The 13594-nt window shown below is 70.9% G+C and carries 13 protein-coding genes; 10 read left to right on the top strand and 3 right to left on the bottom strand.

All coding sequences use genetic code 11. From position 1 onward, the window contains the following. Nucleotides 1–113: 113 nt before the first annotated feature. The 3 genes from rdgB to rph are packed head-to-tail and all read right to left on the bottom strand — an operon-like array spanning nucleotide 114 to nucleotide 1830. Entirely contained in the window at nucleotides 114–719 is a 606-nt protein-coding gene (gene rdgB / locus K5L01_RS00300; protein WP_250060869.1) for an RdgB/HAM1 family non-canonical purine NTP pyrophosphatase, read from the bottom strand. After that, nucleotides 716–1105, bottom strand: a complete 390-nt coding sequence (locus K5L01_RS00305) for a VOC family protein (protein WP_250060870.1) — start codon at nucleotides 1103–1105, stop codon at nucleotides 716–718. Before K5L01_RS00305 ends, rdgB begins: the two co-directional genes overlap by 4 nt. Then, the gene (gene rph, locus K5L01_RS00310) at nucleotides 1102–1830 is read right to left on the bottom strand and encodes a ribonuclease PH (protein ID WP_250060872.1); all 729 of its coding nucleotides are present in this window, start codon (nucleotides 1828–1830) and stop codon (nucleotides 1102–1104) included. Before rph ends, K5L01_RS00305 begins: the two co-directional genes overlap by 4 nt. A gap of 180 nt (nucleotides 1831–2010) precedes the next feature. On the opposite strand from rph, the gene K5L01_RS00315 reads away from it, so the two are divergent. From K5L01_RS00315 to K5L01_RS00360, 10 genes are all read left to right on the top strand, one after another. After that, nucleotides 2011–2871, top strand: coding sequence for a YicC/YloC family endoribonuclease (locus K5L01_RS00315; protein ID WP_250060874.1), 861 nt, complete (start codon nucleotides 2011–2013; stop codon nucleotides 2869–2871). 33 nt (nucleotides 2872–2904) lie between these two features. After that, nucleotides 2905–4215 (top strand): serine hydrolase domain-containing protein, encoded by a 1311-nt coding sequence (locus tag K5L01_RS00320; RefSeq protein ID WP_250060876.1) that lies wholly within the window; start codon nucleotides 2905–2907, stop codon nucleotides 4213–4215. Nucleotides 4216–4298: 83 nt separating this feature from the next. Beyond that, nucleotides 4299–4910: a guanylate kinase gene (gmk, locus tag K5L01_RS00325; RefSeq protein ID WP_250060878.1), complete on the top strand. Its 612-nt coding sequence runs from the start codon at nucleotides 4299–4301 to the stop codon at nucleotides 4908–4910. Between the two features lie 157 nt (nucleotides 4911–5067). Continuing rightward, the gene (rpoZ, locus tag K5L01_RS00330; RefSeq protein WP_250060881.1) at nucleotides 5068–5367 is read left to right on the top strand and encodes a DNA-directed RNA polymerase subunit omega; all 300 of its coding nucleotides are present in this window, start codon (nucleotides 5068–5070) and stop codon (nucleotides 5365–5367) included. 151 nt (nucleotides 5368–5518) lie between these two features. Next, nucleotides 5519–7678, top strand: coding sequence for a RelA/SpoT family protein (locus K5L01_RS00335; RefSeq protein WP_250060883.1), 2160 nt, complete (start codon nucleotides 5519–5521; stop codon nucleotides 7676–7678). Between the two features lie 340 nt (nucleotides 7679–8018). After that, nucleotides 8019–8405 carry a RidA family protein gene (locus K5L01_RS00340; RefSeq protein ID WP_250060885.1) on the top strand — a complete coding sequence of 129 codons (387 nt, stop codon included), beginning with the start codon at nucleotides 8019–8021 and terminating at the stop codon, nucleotides 8403–8405. A gap of 8 nt (nucleotides 8406–8413) precedes the next feature. Beyond that, complete coding sequence (gene recG, locus K5L01_RS00345) at nucleotides 8414–10558, top strand: ATP-dependent DNA helicase RecG (RefSeq protein ID WP_250060888.1); 2145 nt, start codon at nucleotides 8414–8416, stop codon at nucleotides 10556–10558. Between the two features lie 151 nt (nucleotides 10559–10709). Beyond that, nucleotides 10710–11651, top strand: coding sequence for a nucleoside hydrolase (locus K5L01_RS00350; protein ID WP_250060890.1), 942 nt, complete (start codon nucleotides 10710–10712; stop codon nucleotides 11649–11651). 82 nt (nucleotides 11652–11733) lie between these two features. Next, nucleotides 11734–11976, top strand: coding sequence for a type B 50S ribosomal protein L31 (locus K5L01_RS00355; protein WP_250060891.1), 243 nt, complete (start codon nucleotides 11734–11736; stop codon nucleotides 11974–11976). Between the two features lie 393 nt (nucleotides 11977–12369). Beyond that, a complete protein-coding gene (locus tag K5L01_RS00360; RefSeq protein WP_425603847.1) occupies nucleotides 12370–13575 on the top strand; it encodes a citrate synthase in 1206 nt (401 codons plus the stop codon). The last annotated feature ends 19 nt before the right edge of the window (nucleotides 13576–13594 follow it).

The raw sequence follows: 13594 nt of genomic DNA on the forward strand, positions 1-13594 counted from the left end.
CCGGGCCGGCAGGATCGGGGCGATCCGCGACCGCGGCGTCACGCGCAGCACGGCCGCGGCGATGCCGACGAGCATCGCTGAAGGGCGCCGGCCGCTGTCCACCGCGCCGTCCATCAGACCGTGGCGGGCCGGGCGAGGGCCAGTTGCTGCCTGAGCCGCAGCAGTGCCTTGGCGCGGTGGCTGCGGCCGTTCTTCTGTTCCGGCTGCATCTCCGCCGCGGTCAGGCCCAGTGCCTCGTCGAGGAACACCGGGTTGTAGCCGAACCCGTTGCTGCCGCGCGGCGCCTCGATGATGCGGCCTTCCCAGCTGCCCTCGCAGACCAGGGGCTGCGGGTCGTTGGCATGGCGCAGCAGCACGATCACCGCGTAGAAGCGCGCGCCGCGGCGCTCGGCCGGCACCCCGCGCAAGGCATCGAGCAGCTTGGCGTTGTTGGCGGCATCGTCGGTGGGGCTGCCGGCATAGCGCGCGCTGTACAGGCCGGGCGCGCCGTCGAGCGCGTCGACGATCAGGCCCGAGTCGTCGGCCAGCGCCGGCAGGCCGGTCACGCTGCAGGCGTGGCGCGCCTTGATCAGTGCGTTCTCGACGAAGGTCAGCCCGGTCTCGGGCACGTCGTCCACGCCCAGCTCGCGCTGCGGCACGATCTGCAGCGGCAGCCCGGCGAGCATGTCCTGCAGTTCCTTCAGCTTGCCGGCGTTGCCGCTGGCCAGTACCAGTTTCATCGTGCGGGCTCCAGCAGGTCCCAGGTATTGCCGTACAGGTCACGGAACACGGCGACGGTGGCGTAGGGTTCCTCGCGCGGCGGCTCCAGGAATTCGACACCGCGCGCGGTCATCGCCGCGTGGTCGCGCGCGAAGTCGTCGGTGGCCAGGAAGAAGCCGACCCGGCCACCGGTCTGGTTGCCGATGCGGCTGCGCTGTTCTTCGTCGCTGGCGCGTGCCAGCAGCAGGGCGGCGGCATTGCCCTCGGTCGGGCCGACCACCACCCAGCGCTTGTGGCCCTGGTCGATGTCTTCCAGCACCTGGAACCCCAGCATGCCGGTGTACCAGGCGATGGCGTCGTCGTAGTCGGCCACCACCAGCGTGACCAGGGCCAGGCGCCGGTTCATGCCTTGGCCAGCGCCGCCTGCTGTGCGTCGAACAGCGCGCGGATGCCGGTGTCCGCCAGCGCCAGCAGGGCGTCCAGCTCGTCGCGGCGGAAGGCATGGCCCTCGGCGGTGCCCTGCAGTTCGATGAAGCCGCCGCCGTCGTTCATGACGACGTTCATGTCGGTGTCGCAGTCGCTGTCCTCGGCGTAGTCCAGGTCCAGCACCGGTACGCCCTTGTAGATGCCGACCGAGACCGCGGCGACCGCGCCGAACACCGGGTTGCGCTTGATGTCGCCACGCTTGAGCAGCAGGTTCACCGCGTCCACCAGGGCCACGTAGGCGCCGGTGATGGCGGCGGTGCGGGTGCCGCCGTCGGCCTGCAGCACGTCGCAGTCCAGGGTGAGGGTGCGCTCGCCGAGGGCGTTGCGGTCGATGCAGGCGCGCAGGGTGCGGCCGATCAGGCGCTGGATCTCCAGCGTGCGGCCACCCTGCTTGCCACGCGCGGCCTCGCGGTCGCTGCGGGTATGGGTGGAGCGCGGCAGCATGCCGTATTCGGCGGTCACCCAGCCCTCGCCCTTGCCGCGCAGGAAGGCCGGCACGCGGTTCTCGACGCTGGCGGTGCACAGCACGCGGGTGTGGCCGAAGCTGACCAGCACCGAGCCCTCGGCGTGGCGGGTGAAGGCGCGTTCGAGGGTGACGGTGCGCAGTTGATCGGCCTGGCGGCCGCTGGGGCGGGAAAAGGTCATGGGACGTCCGGATGGCGGGTGGAGGCCTGCGCCGGTGGGCGAAGGCGCCCCGGGGGCGGATGAGGGCAGGGGGCGGTACGGCGTGGCGGTCTCCCGGGCGCCGTGCCCGTGCCTTTCCTCCGCCGGGGAAAAGGGGGCGCTAGGGTACCATCCGCCCTTTGCCACGCACCGGAAATCCACATGATCCGAAGCATGACCGCCTATGCCGGCGGCGACCGCGCGACCCCCTGGGGCATCCTGGGCTGCGAGCTGCGCTCGGTGAACCACCGTTTCCTCGAAGTGGGGACGCGGCTGCCGGAGGAGCTGCGCGCGCTGGAACCGCAGCTGCGCGAGCGAGTGGCCGCGCGGGTGAGCCGCGGCAAGCTGGACCTGGTCATGCGCCTGCGCGCGCCGGAGGCGGCGCCCGCGCTGTCGGTGGACGAGGCGCTGGTAGGGCAACTGGGCGAAGTCGCGCAGCGCCTGCACGGGCACTTCCTGAACATGCGCGTCAGCTTCACCGAGCTGCTGGCCTACCCGGGAGTGCTGCGTGGCGAGGCGGTGGATGCCGCGGCCCTGCATGCCGAGGCGCTGGCCTTGCTGGAGACGACGATCGACGCGTTCATCGCCGCGCGCGAGCGCGAAGGCGCGAAGCTGGCCACGGCGGTCGACGAGCGGGTGGACGCGATCGAGGGCATCGCCGCCCAGGTGCGCGCGATGATCCCGGCGATCCGCGAGGGCCAGCGCGCCAAGCTGGCCGCACGCCTGGCCGACCTGCCGCATCCGGTCGATCCCGGCCGCGCCGAGCAGGAACTGGTGCTGTGGCTGCAGAAGCTCGACGTGGACGAGGAGCTGGACCGGCTCGGCAGCCACATCGCCGAGATCCGCCGGGTGCTGCGCCAGCGCGAACCGGTCGGCCGGCGGTTGGACTTCCTGCTGCAGGAGTTCAACCGCGAGGCCAACACGCTGGGCTCCAAGTCGGTGGACAGCCGCACCTCCAGTGCCGCGGTCGAACTGAAGGTGCTGATCGACCAGATCCGCGAGCAGGTGCAGAACCTGGAGTGAGCGCGGCGGGCCGGTGCGCGGTGCGCGCCGGCCATGACAGGCAAGCACGGCAGGCAGGCACGGCGGGGAGTGGCGGACATGGGCGGCAGCGGAACCGGAACACTGCATCGGCGCGGATTCCTGGCGTCGGCATCGGCCTGCGGCGTCGCCGCCCTGTTGCCCGCGGCCGCGCCGCGTGCCGCCGCCGCGGTGGCCGCCGACCGCCCATGGATTCCGTCCGATGCGGTGCTGGAGGCCCTGCCGGAATGGATGCGTGCGTTCGGCGTCCCCGGCGTGGGCATCGCGGTGGTCGAGCAGGGCGAACTGGCCTGGCACCGCGGGTTCGGCCTGGCCGACATCCAGCGTGGCACCGCGGTGGACGCGGACAGCGTGTTCGAGTGCGCGTCGCTGAGCAAGCCGGTCTTCGCCTACCTGGTCCTGCAACTGGTCGATGCCGGTGTCCTGCGGCTCGACGGCGCGCTGGTCGACTACCACCGGCCGGCATACCTGGCCGTGGACGACCCGTGGCTGGAGCGGATCACGGTGCGCGACGTCCTGCGCCACAGCAGCGGGCTGCCGGGCTGGCGCGCCGACCCCGGGCACGAGGCGCTGCGCACCCGGGCCGCCCCGGGGGAACGGGTGGACTACTCCGGCGAAGCCTTCTTCTGGCTGCAGCTGGCGGTGGAGCACGTGACCGGCCAGAGCCTGGACCAGCTTGCCCGGCGGCGGCTGTTCGGGCCGGCCGGCATGCGCGGCAGCACCTTCGCCTGGGACGCGCATGCGGCACGGCACTCGGTGGTCGGGGTGCCGGCGCCCGGGGCGGCGCCGGTGGTGCAGACCTTCGGTCGGCAGTGGCCGCTGCTGGAACCCTTGGCGCGCGCCCGGGGCAAGCCGCTGCCGGCCTGGACCTGGGACGATGCGGTGCGCGCCCTGCCGCAGGCGCGCGCCGCCGCCCCGGAAGGCATGTTCACCTGGCCGGGCGACCTGCTGGCCAATGCCGCGGCCAGCCTGCGCGGACCGGTGCAGGACTATGCGCGCTTCCTCTGCCACGTGCTGCCGCGGCCGCAGCGGCAAGGCTGGGAGATCGCCGAGGCGACCCGGCAGGCGATGCTGGCGCCGCAGCTGCCGGTGCGCCCCGAGTGGCTGTACAAGAGCCTGGGCTGGAACCTGGAGCGGATCGACGCGCGGACGCATTGGTTCTTCCATGGCGGGGCCAACGCGGGCCGCTACCGCACCTTCGCGGTGGGCGATCCGCAGCGGCGCCGCGCGCTGGTGGTGATGACCAGCGGCGGGGGCGGTACCGGCGTCTACCAGCGCATCGTCCGCGCCGCGACCGGGCGCGACCTGCTGGCCTTCGACCTGTGAGCCGGCCGCCCGCCGCCATTGCAGCGGCGCCCGCGGCTGGTTATCGTGCGCCGCCCGATCCCGTCGACCCGGAGAGCCGAGCGATGCGTGGCACCCTCTACATCGTGGCGGCCCCTTCCGGCGCCGGCAAAAGCAGCCTCGTCAATGCCACCCTGGCGCGCGACCCGCAGATCGCGCTGTCGATTTCCTTCACCTCGCGGGCGATGCGCCCGGGCGAGGAGAACGGCCGGCACTACCATTTCGTCGCCGCCGAGGCGTTCGAGCGGATGATCGCCGCCGGCGACTTCTTCGAGCACGCGCGGGTGCACGGCGATTGGAAGGGCACCGCCCGGCAGTCGGTGGAGCCGCAGCTGGCCGCGGGCAAGGACGTGCTGCTGGAGATCGACTGGCAGGGCGCGCGCCAGGTGCGCGACAAGGTGCCCGACGCGGTCAGCGTATTCATCCTGCCGCCCTCGCGGCAGGCGCTGGACGAGCGCATGCGCAAGCGCGGCCAGGACAGCGAGGCGGTGATGGCGCAGCGGCTGGCCGCCGCGCGCGACGAGATGCTGCACTACGACGAGTTCGATTTCGTGATCGTCAACGAGGACTTCGACACCGCGGTCGACGAGATGTGCGCCATCTTCACCGCCAGCCGGTTGCGCCGGGCGCAGCAGCAGGCGCGCCACGGCGGCCTGATCCGCTCGCTGCTGGACTGAGCCCGGACGTCGCCGGGACACCGTTCCTGCGAGGCAACTGATTGATTCCAAAGGGGCGGTTCAGGCGCGGATTTGATTTTCGGCGGCCGCGGCCTGTACAATCCGCGACCTTTCCCTCATTCGATCGAGCGGCCGCAGCTGGCCGCCGGGAGCCCGCATGGCCCGCATCACCGTAGAAGATTGCCTGGAAGTCGTTAACAACCGTTTCGAGCTGGTCATGATGGCGTCCAAGCGCGCCCGCCAGCTGGCCAACGGCGTGCAGGCCACCCTCGACAACAGCGAGACCGACGACAAGCCGACCGTGCTGGCGCTGCGCGAGATCGCCGCCCGCAAGATCGACAACGCGCTGATCGAGGAAGTGGAGAAGGCCGAGCGCGAGCGCGCCGAGCGCGAGGCGCTGGAATGGGCCGCGGCCGAGGTCGTGGCCGACGAGGACATGTCCAAGAACGACGACTGATCCACCACCCCGTCGTGGTGCATCCGACAGCCCGCCCCGTGCGGGCTGTCCGCTTTCCCCGCCATGGAAACGGCGCCGCGGCCAGCGTCCGCGCACCGTGGACCGATGCCGGCAATTGCCGAGCTGTGGCCACTGGCCTATCTTCGATGTCATGAACCCAGGCCCCACTGCCCAGGTCGCCGCGCCCGCGGGTGGCGCGGTGCCGGATTACGTCCTCCAGCTTGAACGCGCGGCCAGCTACCTGCCCGCCGAACAGCGGCTGCTGCTGCGCCGCGCCTGGGAGGTTGGTGCGGCCGCGCATGCCGGGCAGACCCGCAAGTCCGGCGAGCCCTACATCACCCACCCGGTTGCGGTGGCCTGCGTGCTGGCCGAGCTGGGGCTGGACGTGGAGGCGCTGGTCGCGGCGATCCTGCACGACACCATCGAGGACACGCCGCTGACCCACGAGGCGTTGGCCGAGCAGTTCGGCGACACCGTGGCCGACCTGGTGGACGGCGTCACCAAGCTGGACAAGCTGCGCTTCCGCGACCGCCAGGAGGCGGTGGCCGAGAGCTTCCGCAAGATGCTGCTGGCGATGTCGCGCGACCTGCGCGTGATCATGATCAAGCTGGCCGACCGCCTGCACAACATGCGCACCCTGGGCGCGCAGAGCGCCGAGGCGCGGCGCCGCATCGCGCTGGAGACGCTGGACATCTACGCGCCCATCGCCCAGCGCCTGGGCATGAGCCTGATCAAGTCGGAGCTGCAGAACCTGGGTTTCAAGGCGCTGTACCCCTGGCGCCACGCGATCCTGGAAAAGCACATCCGCAGCCAGCCGGTGGTGCGCCGCGAAGCGATGGCGCAGGTGGAGGTGCAGCTGTCGCAGCGGCTGGCGCGCGAGGGCCTGGAGCATCGCCTGATCAGCCGCATCAAGACGCCCTGGAGCATCTACACCAAGATGCACGAGGAGAACAAAAGCTTCGACCAGGTGATGGACGTGTTCGGTTTCCGCCTGGTGATGCGCTCGGTGCCCAGCTGCTACCACGCCCTGGGCGCCGTGCATGCCACGTTCAAGCCGCTGGACGGACGCTTCCGCGATTTCATCGCCATCCCGAAGGCCAACGGCTACCAGTCGCTGCACACGGTGCTGTTCGGCCCGTACGGGTCGCCGATCGAGGTGCAGATCCGCACCGAGGAGATGGACCTGATCGCCGAGCGCGGCGTGGCCGCGCACTGGACCTACAAGTTCGGCGGCGATTCGCCCAACAGCGCGCAGAGCCGCGCCCATGCCTGGATCGTGGAGCTGATCGACTCGCAGCGCTCGGCCGGGTCGTCGCTGGAATTCCTGGACAACGTCAAGGTCGACCTGTTCCCCGACGAGGTCTACCTGTTCACGCCCAAGGGGCGGATCCTGGCATTGCCGCGCAATTCCACCGCGCTGGATTTCGCCTACGCCGTGCATACCGACGTCGGCAACCGCGCGGTGGCCTCGCGGGTGGACAAGAAGCTGGTGCCGCTGCGCACCAAGCTGGTCAGCGGGCAGACGGTGGAAGTGATCACCGCGCGCTCGGCCACGCCCAAGCCGCAGTGGCTGGAGTTCGTGGTCAGCGCCAAGGCGCGCACCGCGATCCGCCACCAGCTCAAGCAGCTCGAGCACGAGGATGCGGTGCAGCTGGGGCACCGCATGCTGGACCGCGCGCTGGAGGCGATGGACAGTTCGATCGAGCGGCTGCCCAAAGGCCGGCTGGATGCCTTCCTGGCCGAGCACCGCTATCCGCGCCTGGAGGCCTTCCTGGCCGATGTCGCCCTCGGCAACTGGATGCCGACCCAGGCCGCGCAGGCGCTGATGGCGCATGGCGAGGCGCTGGCCGGCGGCATGCCGCAACGCGCGCAGGAGAAGATCCTGATCAGCGGCAGCGAGCGCGGCGTGGTCACCTTCGCCGGCTGCTGCCAGCCGATCCCGGGCGACGAGATCATGGGCTACCACACCGCCGGCAAGGGCATCGTGGTGCACCGCATGGACTGCCCGAACCTGGCCGAGCTGCGCAAGTCGCCCGAGCGCTGGGTGCCGATCGGCTGGGACAGCAGCGTGGTCGGCGACTACGACACCGCGCTGATCGTGGTGGTGGAGAACGGCACCGGCGTACTGGCGCAGCTGGCCGCGGCCATTGCCCAGAGCCAGTCGAACATCGAGCGCGTGGACTACCTGGACCGCGACATCAATGCGGCGATGCTGTGCTTCAACCTGCAGGTGCGCGACCGTACCCACCTGGCCGAGGTGATGCGCCGGCTGCGGCGCCTGAGCGTGGTGCAGTCGGTCCGCCGCAGATAGCCTCCGGGCGGGCTGCCACACCCGCCCGGCACCGGCCGCGGTGGCCGGTGGCCCGTTCCGCCCTCGCGTCCCCGCGGCCTGCGCCCGGTGCCCGGTGCCCGGTGCCCGGCAGGGTGGGGCGGGCACCGCGCAGCGGTCCGTTTCCGGCATCCCGGGCGTGGCCGGGCCGGCAGGCGGCGTTCTCCACAGCCGGTGTGCAATGCCCTGCCCACAACATGTGGATAACCGCCGCTGGGCCTTGGGCGGTGGGCCTCTGCCCGCGCTGGCGAACAATTGTCCACGGCCGGTGCATGCAGGGGCGACGCTACAATGGTCCGCCTTTACCCACCGGAGTTCCCCCATGTCCCGCCAGATCATCAACACCCCCAAGGCCCCGGCCGCCATCGGCCCGTACTCGCAGGCCGTGCGCGCCGGCAACACCGTGTACTTCTCCGGGCAGATCCCGCTGGACCCGGCGACCGGCGAGCTGGTCGGTGCCGGTGACGTGGAAGCGCAGGCGCGGCGCGCCTTCGACAACCTCAAGGCGGTGGCCGAGGAGGCCGGTGGTTCGCTGGACAGGATCGTGCGGCTGGGCCTGTACCTCACCGACCTGGGTGAGTTCGCCAAGGTCAACGCGGTGATGCAGACCTACTTCCAGGCGCCGTTCCCGGCCCGCTCCACCATCGAGGTGTCGGGCCTGCCCAAGGGCGCCGCGTTCGAAGTCGATGCGGTGATGATCCTCGACTGACCCCCGGCATGGCGCGCACCCGGCCGGCCGCCCCCGCACTGGCGGCCAGCGGCGAAGCCCCGGTGACGGTGCTGCCCGGTGTCGGGCCGGCCGTCGCCGCCAAGCTGCAGGCGCGCGGGATCTGCACCCTGCAGGACCTGTGGCTGCACTTGCCGCTGCGCTACGAGGACCGTACCCGGCTCAGCGCCATCGCCGCGCTGCAGCCGGGCGTCGCCGCCCAGGTGGAGGGCCGGGTGGTCGCCGTCGAGCGCGGCTTCCGCTACCGGCCGGTGCTGCGGGTGGCGGTGGAGGATGGTTCGCGGGCCACCGTGGTGCTGCGTTTCTTCCATTTCCGTGCCGCGCAGGTGGCGCAGTTCGCGGTCGGCGCGCGGTTGCGCTGCTACGGCACGCCGCGGCCCGGCCCGCAGGGGCTGGAGATCGTCCATCCCAGCTACCGGCTGCTCGGCGAACAGGAGCAGGCAGGGCTCGGGGACGCGCTGGATCCGGTCTATCCCCTGGTCGAGGGCATCGGGCCGGCAAGCCTGCGCAAGCTGATCGGCCACGCCCTGGAGCGCCTGCCGGACGCGGCCACCCTGGAACTGCTGCCGGAGACGCTGCTGGCCGGGCTGGCGCTGCCGGCGTTGCGCCAGGCACTGCTGACCATGCACCGGCCGCCGGCCGATGCCGACGTGGCGGCACTGGCCGCCGGCACCCATCCGGCGCAGCGGCGCCTGGCGATGGAGGAACTGCTGGCGCACCACCTCAGCCTGCGCCGCCAGCGCATCGCCCTGCAGCGCCACCGTGCGCCGGTGCTGGACGGTGGCGCGGCGCAGGTGCGCCGGCTGCTGGACGCGCTGCCGTTCCGCCTGACCGGTGCGCAGGCGCGGGTCTTCCGGGAGATCCGCACGGACCTCGCGCGCCCGCAGCCGATGCTGCGGCTGGTGCAGGGCGACGTCGGCTCGGGCAAGACGGTGGTCGCGGCGCTGGCGGCGATGCTCGCGGTGGCCCACGGCCGTCAGGTGGCGCTGGCGGCGCCGACCGAGCTGCTGGCCGAGCAGCACCTGGCCAGCCTGCGCGGCTGGCTCGAACCGCTGGATGTGCGGGTGGCGTGGCTGGCCGGCAAGGTCACCGGCAAGGCGCGCGCCCGGGTGCTGGAGGAGATCGCCAGCGGCCAGGCGCAGGTGGTGGTCGGCACCCACGCGCTGATGCAGGACAGCGTGGTGTTCGGCGACCTGGCGCTGGCCATCGTCGACGAGCAGCACCGCTTCGGGGTCCACCAGCGGCTGGCCCTGCGCGACAAGGGCGCCGACGGCGGCAGCGTGCCGCATCAACTGGTGATGACCGCTACGCCGATCCCGCGCACGCTGGCGATGGCGGCCTATTCGGACCTGGACCTGTCGGCGATCGGCGAGCTGCCGCCCGGGCGCACGCCGGTGCAGACCATCGTCATCAATGCCGAGCGCCGGCCCGAACTGGTCGAGCGCATCCGTGCGGCCTGTGCGCAGGGGTGCCAGGCCTATTGGGTGTGCACGCTGATCGAGGAGGTCGACGAGCAGGACGGCAAGCCCGGGGTCGCCGCCGGGCGCATGGAGGCCAGTGCCGCGCAGGCCACTTTCGAGGCGCTGTCGGCGCAGCTGCCCGGGGTGCGCGTCGGGCTGGTGCACGGGCGCATGAAGGCCGCCGAGAAGCAGGCGGCGATGCGCGCCTTCAAGGCCGGCCAGACCGGGCTGCTGGTCGCCACGACGGTGATCGAGGTGGGGGTCGACGTTCCCAATGCCTCGCTGATGATCATCGAGAACGCCGAGCGCCTGGGCCTGGCGCAGCTGCACCAGCTGCGCGGGCGGGTGGGCCGCGGCGCCGCCGCTTCGAGCTGCGTGCTGATGTACCAGGCGCCGCTGTCGGCGATGGCGCGGCAACGGCTGCAGACGCTGCGGCAGAGCAACGATGGCTTCCTGATCGCGGAGAAGGACCTGGAACTGCGCGGCCCCGGCGAACTGCTGGGAACCCGCCAGACCGGGCTGGCGGCATTCCGCGTCGCCGACCTGGCCCGCGATGCGGCGCTGCTGCCGGGCGTGCACGCGCTGGCCGAGCGGCTGCTGGCCGAAGCGCCGGCGCTCGCCGACCGGGTGGTGGCGCGCTGGGTGGGCGGCGCCGCACGCTACGCGTCGGCCTGAATGCCCGTGTGCGGGGCAGGGCGGCACCGGCAACAGGACGGGAAATGCCGCCGCAGGCGCCGGACGCCTGCGGAAATGGCGCCGGCCACGATGCTTCCCCTGTCATGGTGGAGCTGCCAGACTCCATGATCGATCCGCAGACGAGCCTGAAATGAGCAAGAAGATCCCGTTGCTGATTGACACCGATCCGGGTGTGGACGATGCGCTGGCGCTGTTGATGGCCTTCGCCGACGAGCGCCATGCGGTGGTCGGGTTGACGGTGGCCGCCGGCAATGTCGGCCTGGAGCACACCGTGCGCAATGCCCTGAAGCTGTGCGAGGTGGCCGGGCGCGAGGACGTGCCGGTCTTCGCCGGCACCGCCGATCCGCTGCTGCACCCGGCCGAAGACGCGGCCCACGTGCACGGCCGCGACGGGTTCGGCGATGTCGACCTGCCGGCCGCCGCGCGCGGTGCCGAGGCCGAGCATGCGGCACTGGCGATCCTGCGGCTCTCGCACCAGTACGCCGGCGAGCTGCTGCTGGTGGCCCTGGGGCCGCTGACCAACCTCGCGCTGGCGCTGAAGCTGGACCCGACCCTGCCGCAGCGGGTGAAGCGCTTCCTGGTGATGGGCGGGGCGATCAACGGCCACGGCAACATCACGCCGATGGCCGAATTCAACATTGCCTTCGACCCGGAAGCCGCGCACATCGTGTTCAGCGCCTTCCCGCAGACCGAGGTCGCCGACTGGGAGGCCACGGTGGCGCACGGCCTGCTGCACCGTGACGTGGAGCAGTGGCTGGCCGCGGACACCGACAAGGCGCGTTTCTACGAACTGATCTCGCGCCAGACCCGGCTGTGGTCCGAGGACAGCCGCGGCGAGTACTGGTATGCCGCCGATGCGCTGGCCATGGCCTGGGCGCTGCAACCGGACGGCGCGACCCGGGTGGAGCGGCGGCCGCTGGCGATCGAGCTCGCCGGCACCCATGCCCGCGGCGCCACGGTGGTGGACTGGAACCGCCAGACCGGCGCGGCCGACAACACCGCCCTGCTGCTGGCCTACGACCGCGCGCGCTTCGAACGCCAGGTGCAGGCGGCGCTGGGGCTGGTCGACTGAGGAAGTGTCCCCCGGCTTGCCGACGCAGCCGGCCGGGGGCTATAATGCCGCTCTTGACCACCAGCCCACACGGTGTGAGCCCATGAAGGCCGACATTCATCCCGATTACCACAGCGTCGTGTTCCACGACGTCACGTCCGATTTCAAGTTCCTGACCCGTTCGACCATGTCCTCCAAGGAGACGGTCAAGTGGGAAGACGGCGAAGAGTACCCGCTGATCAAGGTCGAAATCTCCTCGGCCTCGCACCCGTTCTACACGGGCAAGCACAAGGTCATCGACACCAGCGGCCGCATCGACAAGTTCCAGAAGCGCTACGCGCGCTGATCGAACGACGACTGCCGTACCGTCCGGGCAATGGCCGCGCTCAGCGCGGCCATTGTTTTGTCGTGCGTGGTGTCCGGCCCCGGTGCCGGACGCCGTGGCCCGCGCGTCTTTCGGCGGGCTGAATGTATGCGCAACCCCGCATGCCGCGATCGCGACGCTGTGTCGCGGACATGCCGCCCGATAGGACGTTCGTCTATGCGAACGGCAAATGCTGCTGTGCGATAATACCGGGCAACCGCGGTGATACATCGCCAACGTCCTACACGCGCCTGCCCGTCATCCCCCTTACAGGACAGGCGCCTTCCATCTTGAGGAGCGCACACTGTGTCCGATCTTGATCAGGTCACGCTCAACGCCGGTGACAAATCCGCCGTTCTGCCTGTAGTGAAACCCGTGCTGGGCAACGATTGCGTCGACATCTCGAAGTTGACCCGGGAAACCGGTCTGTTCACCTACGACTCCGGCTATACCGCCACCGCCAGCTGCAAGTCCGCCATCACCTACATCGATGGCGACCAGGGCGTGCTGCTGTACCGCGGCTACCCGATCGAGCAGCTGTCCGAGAAGTCCAGCTTCGTCGAAGTGGCCTACATGCTGGTCAATGGCGAGCGCCCGGACGCGGCCCAGCTGAAGGCGTTCGAGGCCGAGCTGGCCGAGGAGGCCGGCGTCGGCGAGGCGACCAACACCCTGATCGGCAGCTTCGCCAAGAACGCGCACCCGATGGCGATCCTGACCGCGACGATCGCGCAGCTGTCGGCGGAATACCACGACTCGCTGGACCTGGACGATGCCGAGCAGCGCCGCAAGGCCGCGGTGCGCCTGATCGCCAAGGTGCCGACCCTGTCGGCGCTGATCTACCGCCACGGCAAGGGCCTGCCGGCCAATGTGCCGGACACCTCGCTGGACTACGTCAGCCGCTTCCTGAAGCAGACGTTCGAGGCCGCCGACGGTAGCTACGACCTGAACAAGGACGTGGTCAAGGCGCTGGACCTGCTGTTCATCCTGCATGCCGACCACGAGCAGAACGCCTCGACCTCGACCGTGCGCCTGGTCGGCTCGACCGGTGCCAACCCCTACGCGTCGCTCGCCGCCGGCGTAACCGCGCTGTGGGGCCCCGCCCACGGCGGCGCCAACGAAGCCGTGCTGAAGATGCTGGAGGAGATCGGCAGCGCCGACAATGTCGAGGCCGCGGTACTCAAGGCCAAGGACAAGACCTCCGGTTTCCGCCTGATGGGCTTCGGCCACCGCGTCTACAAGAACTTCGACCCGCGCGCCAAGGTGATCGGCGAGATGACCAAGCAGGTGCTGGGCCAGCTCGGCGTGCAGGACCCGCTGCTCGACGTCGCGATCAAGCTGGAGCAGGCCGCCCTGCAGGACGACTACTTCGTGGCCCGCAAGCTGTACCCGAACGTCGATTTCTACAGCGGCATCATCTACAAGGCGCTGCAGATCCCGACCGAGATGTTCACGGTGATGTTCGCCCTGGGCCGTACCGCCGGCTGGGTGTCGCACTGGCTGGAGCAGCAGGTCGATCCGGAAATGAAGATCGGCCGTCCGCGCCAGGTCTATACCGGCCACGCCGTGCGCGACTACACCTGAGCGCGCGGCGCGGATGCGC

This window comes from Stenotrophomonas mori (assembly GCF_023556335.1).
Lineage (GTDB): Bacteria > Pseudomonadota > Gammaproteobacteria > Xanthomonadales > Xanthomonadaceae > Stenotrophomonas > Stenotrophomonas mori.

Coding starts and splice junctions, on each gene's coding strand:
- K5L01_RS00355 (WP_250060891.1), top strand. CDS start 11,734: ATGAAGGCCGACATTCATCCCGATTACCACAGCGTCGTGTTCCACGAC.
- rpoZ (WP_250060881.1), top strand. CDS start 5,068: ATGGCCCGCATCACCGTAGAAGATTGCCTGGAAGTCGTTAACAACCGT.
- gmk (WP_250060878.1), top strand. CDS start 4,299: ATGCGTGGCACCCTCTACATCGTGGCGGCCCCTTCCGGCGCCGGCAAA.
- K5L01_RS00315 (WP_250060874.1), top strand. CDS start 2,011: ATGATCCGAAGCATGACCGCCTATGCCGGCGGCGACCGCGCGACCCCC.
- rdgB (WP_250060869.1), bottom strand. CDS start 719: ATGAAACTGGTACTGGCCAGCGGCAACGCCGGCAAGCTGAAGGAACTG.
- K5L01_RS00335 (WP_250060883.1), top strand. CDS start 5,519: ATGAACCCAGGCCCCACTGCCCAGGTCGCCGCGCCCGCGGGTGGCGCG.
- recG (WP_250060888.1), top strand. CDS start 8,414: ATGGCGCGCACCCGGCCGGCCGCCCCCGCACTGGCGGCCAGCGGCGAA.
- rph (WP_250060872.1), bottom strand. CDS start 1,830: ATGACCTTTTCCCGCCCCAGCGGCCGCCAGGCCGATCAACTGCGCACC.
- K5L01_RS00320 (WP_250060876.1), top strand. CDS start 2,905: ATGACAGGCAAGCACGGCAGGCAGGCACGGCGGGGAGTGGCGGACATG.
- K5L01_RS00305 (WP_250060870.1), bottom strand. CDS start 1,105: ATGAACCGGCGCCTGGCCCTGGTCACGCTGGTGGTGGCCGACTACGAC.
- K5L01_RS00350 (WP_250060890.1), top strand. CDS start 10,710: ATGAGCAAGAAGATCCCGTTGCTGATTGACACCGATCCGGGTGTGGAC.
- K5L01_RS00340 (WP_250060885.1), top strand. CDS start 8,019: ATGTCCCGCCAGATCATCAACACCCCCAAGGCCCCGGCCGCCATCGGC.